Here is a 4,633-nt window from a genome sequence, read left to right on the forward strand (position 1 = left end):
GTGCCACACGGCCGGCGCCGCTCGCCTGCGGCCTGATGTGCAGCGTCGGCTCGACGAGCGGCGCGGCATGGCCGGCGGATGCCATCGCCAACGACATGGCGATCATCCAGAGATTTTTTTGCAGCAGGCGCATCAAACCGATTTCCTGACCCGTCATTTCAAGCAGGCATCCCAAAGACCCGCATGAAGGCGGAAATCAGGATGATGCATAGCAGAAAAGCGCTCCACGCGACAATGTGACCGTGCCTGTGGCGAAGGGGTCATTCCACCGCGTCGAGAGTCGTGCATGCGACCCATGATCTCAGATGACGCATTCCAGCTGCATTTCGGTGCGCGAAAGAACCTCGCGCACCGCGTCGACCACCGGCTTGACTTCCAGGCCCCAGACGCAGCATGCCTTGCTGGGATCCGGCGCGCGGCAAAGGTCCTCGGCCATGCAGGCGCAAGGCATCGGCGGCTGGAGCGAGATGCTGGGCACGCCGACGGGACCCCAGCGCGACGGCTCCGTCAGACCGAACAGCCCGACAACCGGGGTCCCAGTGGCTGCCGCCATGTGCATCGGGCCGCTCTCATTGCCGAGAAACAGCCGGGCCTGTTTCAGCACCGCCAGCAGGCTTTCAAGCGACAGGTCACCGACGAGATTGACGACCGGCGGCGCGGTCCTGGCGACGATGCGTTCGGCGATCTCGCGCTCGTCCGGGCCGCCCACCAGGACGACGTCCAGGCCGGTCTCGCCGGCAATCTCGACGATCGCTGCTGCAAACCGCTCCGGCTGCCAACGTCGCCCCTCGAAGCTTGCACCCGCATGCACGGCGATGAAGGCATTTGGCCGCAGATGGTGTTTATCCAGGAGCGCCAATGCTTTCGCCATCTCCAATGGCAGCGGCTGAAGGTTCGGAATCACCGTGCGAAGTTCAATGCCGAGCGCTTCGAGCGGCGAGAGGTAGCGGTACAGGAAATGCTGGCCATCAAAGCCGTAGGGCTTGGCAAGGACGTTGGCGGGCTGCCGCTCCAGCATACGCAAGGGTCTTTCGGAGGGATTGTATCCGACACGGGTCTTTGCGTGGACGAGCCCGGTGAGGATGCGCGACGTCTTCGAATCGGTCAGGTCGATGGTCAGGTCGAAGCGGAAGCGGCGCAACGCCCGCACCATGGCGTAGAGCTCCTTCCCGCGCTCCAAGGGCGTGCCGCGCATGCGGTCGCGCCTGAATGCGACCACCTCGGAAGCGATACCATGGGCGATCACGAAGCTCTCGAAGCGGGCCTCGCACAGAAAGACGATGCTGGCGCCGGGGAATTCGAGCCGCAGGTTCTTGGCGAGCGCCGAGGCGAGGACGAGATCTCCTATGAACTTGGTTTGAATGACCAGGATCGAGCGGAGCGGCGCGGGAGAGATCTGCAGCATCTGTTTCCGGGAGCAATTTGCGGATGGCCGCAAATTGGGCAGGAACAATGTCGAGATTACGCGGCGCGGCCAGCACGTTCGCGTGAATTGTCTTACAAAACGGTAAGCTGGATGGATCCTATCCGCGGCCTGTTTTCGCAACCAGCACCGCTGCCTGCGCTGCCGCCAGCCTGGCGATCGGCACGCGATAGGGCGAACAGGACACGTAGTCGAGGCCGACCTCTTCGCAAAAGCGGATCGAGGCCGGATCGCCGCCATGTTCGCCGCAGATGCCGAGCTTGATGTCGGGCCGCGTCGCCTTGCCCTTTTGCGCGGCCATGCGCACCAGTTCGCCGACGCCCTCGATGTCGAGCGAGACGAACGGGTCCTGATCGATAATGCCCTTCTGGCGGTAGGTTTCCAGGAACGAGGCCGCATCGTCGCGCGAGATGCCGAAGGTCGTCTGGGTCAGGTCGTTGGTGCCGAAGGAGAAGAATTCGGCTGATTCTGCAATGACATGCGCGCGGATGGCGGCGCGGGGAAGCTCGATCATCGTGCCAGTGAGATAGTCGATCTTGACCCCGGTTTCCTCCATGACGCTCTTGGCAACCGCATCGATGCGCGCCTTGACGTAGTCGAGTTCCTTCACCAGGCCGACGAGCGGCACCATGATCTCGGGGACCACCAGGGCGCCGGCCTTCCTGCCGGCCTCCACGGCCGCCTCGAAAATGGCCCGTGCCTGCATCTCGGCGATCTCGGGGTAGGAGACGGCCAGGCGGCAGCCACGATGGCCGAGCATCGGGTTGAACTCGTGCAGTGCCTCGGTGCGCTGCCTGAGCTTGTCGGGCGACACGTTCATGGCGGCGGCGACCTCGGCGATTTCAGCCTCGGTCTTGGGGAGGAATTCGTGCAGCGGCGGATCGAGCAGTCGGATCGTCACCGGCAGGCCGGCCATGATCTCGAACAGTTCGAGGAAATCCGAGCGCTGCATGGGCAGAAGCTTGGCGAGTGCGGCGCGCCGGTCCTTTTCGGTGTCGGCCAGGATCATCTCGCGCATGGCGACGATGCGGTCGCCGTCGAAGAACATGTGCTCCGTGCGGCAAAGCCCGATGCCTTCGGCGCCGAAGGAGCGCGCCATGCGCGCATCGAGCGGTGTTTCGGCATTGGTGCGCACCTTCATGCGCCGCACCGCGTCCGCCCATTCCATGATGGCGGCAAAATCGCCTGACAGTTCAGGCTGCAGCATGGCAACCGCGCCCTTCAGCACCTGGCCGTTGCCGCCATCGATGGTGATGATGTCGCCTTTGCGGAAGGTCTGCCCCATCGAGAGCAGCGTGCCGGCCCTATAGTCGACGCGCAGCGAGCCGGCACCCGAGACGCAAGGCTTGCCCATGCCGCGCGCCACCACCGCGGCGTGGCTGGTCATGCCGCCGCGCGTGGTCAGGATGCCTTCCGCCGCATGCATGCCGTGGATGTCTTCGGGACTGGTCTCGATGCGCACTAGGATCGCCTTGCGCCCTTGTGTCTTCAAGTCCTCGGCGTCAGCTGAGGAAAAGACGATCTCGCCGGTAGCGGCACCGGGCGAGGCCGGCAGTCCGATGCCGATGACGTCGCGCGCGGCCTTGGGGTCGATGGTGGGATGCAGCAACTGGTCGAGCGAGGCCGGGTCGATACGGGCAACGGCTTCCTCTTTCGTGATGAGCCTGTCGCGCGCCATCTCGACGGCAATTTTCAGCGCCGCCTTGGCGGTGCGCTTGCCGGAGCGGGTCTGCAGCATCCACAATTTGCCGCGCTCGATGGTGAATTCGAGATCCTGCATGTCGCGGTAGTGCTTCTCCAGACTATCGGAGATGGTGACGAAGGACTGGAACGCGTCAGGCATCAGCTTCTGCAGCGACGGCTTGTCCGAGCCTGCTGCGATACGCGCCGCTTCGGTGATGTTCTGCGGCGTGCGGATGCCGGCAACGACGTCCTCGCCCTGCGCGTTCACCAGGAACTCGCCATAGAGCATCTTTTCGCCGGTCGATGGGTTGCGCGTGAAGGCAACGCCGGTGGCCGAGGTTTCGCCCATATTGCCGAACACCATGGCCTGGACGTTGACCGCCGTGCCCCAGCTTTCGGGAATATCGTGCAGGCGGCGATAGGTGATGGCGCGGTTGTTCATCCAGCTCGAGAACACGGCTGATATCGCGCCCCAGAGCTGCTCATGCGGATCCTGCGGAAACGGCCTGCCAAGCTCTTCCTCGACTTTGGCCTTGTAGAGCGCGATGACGCCCTGCCATTCGAGCGCCGTCAGTTCGGTGTCGAGCTCGTGCCCGAGCCCGCCCTTCTGGTCCTCCAGGATTTCCTCGAACACTTCGTGGTCGAGACCCATGACGACATCGGAATACATCTGGATGAAGCGGCGGTAGCTGTCATAGGCAAAGCGCGCATCGCCGGAATCGGCGGCCAGCGCCTCGACCGTCTCGTCGTTCAGGCCGAGATTGAGGACGGTGTCCATCATGCCGGGCATCGAGGCGCGAGCGCCAGAACGCACCGACACCAGCAGCAGTTTCGACGGGTCGCCGAACCGACGACCGGTCAGCCGGCCGATGTGATCGAGCGCGACCGCGACATCGGCTTCCAACCCGGCCGGATAAATACGGCCGTTGGCGTAGTAGGCGTTGCAGACCTCCGTGGTGATGGTGAAGCCCGGCGGCACCGGCAGCCCCAGGCTGCACATCTCGGCTAGGTTGGCGCCTTTGCCGCCCAGGAGATTCTTGTCGCTGGCACGGCCCTCCGCCGCACCATCGCCAAAGGTGAAAACCCATTTGGTCATGCATCGCTCTCCGGTTGCAGGAGATTGGAAAGATTGGCGAAACGGAAAGTTCCGCCGGTCCGCCCTTGGAGCGATATGATGCTGCAGTGCGAAAGGCAAGGCGTCGGCAAAGCCGCCCGGCCACTACAATCGATTAAGCAAAGCCGTGCCTCAGGATGCGGCAAAAAGGTTTGCTATGCCGGGGATTCTGGAGTAGAACATACAGTGAACAAAGAGGTGGCTATGAAACTGTCCGGAAAACTCGACTATCTGGAAATGCCGGCTACGGGCGGAACGCTGGACCGGCTGAAGGCCTTCTACAGTTCCGCCTTTGCCTGGTCGTTCACTGACTATGGGCCGACCTATTCGGCCTTTGCCGAAGGCCTGGACGGGGGTTTTCAGGCCGACGCCGCCGAAGCGCCATCGAAGCCGCTGCCGGTGCTGTACAGCAG

General features: G+C 63.5%; 2 protein-coding genes and 1 pseudogene. 1 reads left to right on the top strand and 2 read right to left on the bottom strand.

The window, feature by feature from the left end; all coding sequences use genetic code 11:
- Positions 1-301: 301 nt before the first annotated feature.
- Together EN884_RS26535 and ppdK are read right to left on the bottom strand one after the other, a co-directional pair.
- On the bottom strand, positions 302-1,405 hold the full coding sequence (locus EN884_RS26535; RefSeq protein WP_013532743.1) for a glycosyltransferase family 9 protein: 1,104 nt from the start codon (positions 1,403-1,405) through the stop codon (positions 302-304).
- Positions 1,406-1,523: 118 nt separating this feature from the next.
- Positions 1,524-4,202 (bottom strand): pyruvate, phosphate dikinase, encoded by a 2,679-nt coding sequence (gene ppdK / locus EN884_RS26540; protein WP_013532744.1) that lies wholly within the window; start codon positions 4,200-4,202, stop codon positions 1,524-1,526.
- Between the two features lie 222 nt (positions 4,203-4,424).
- Here ppdK and EN884_RS26545 point away from each other — a divergent pair.
- A pseudogene (locus tag EN884_RS26545) lies at positions 4,425-4,633 on the top strand (VOC family protein); the annotation flags it as partial.

This window comes from Mesorhizobium sp. M7A.F.Ca.AU.001.01.1.1 (genome assembly GCF_004022735.1).
GTDB classification, from domain to species: domain Bacteria; phylum Pseudomonadota; class Alphaproteobacteria; order Rhizobiales; family Rhizobiaceae; genus Mesorhizobium; species Mesorhizobium ciceri.

Bases quoted from the DNA above. Each gene is read 5' to 3' on its own strand.
- EN884_RS26535 (WP_013532743.1), bottom strand. From the start codon at position 1,405: ATGCTGCAGATCTCTCCCGCGCCGCTCCGCTCGATCCTGGTCATTCAA.
- ppdK (WP_013532744.1), bottom strand. From the start codon at position 4,202: ATGACCAAATGGGTTTTCACCTTTGGCGATGGTGCGGCGGAGGGCCGT.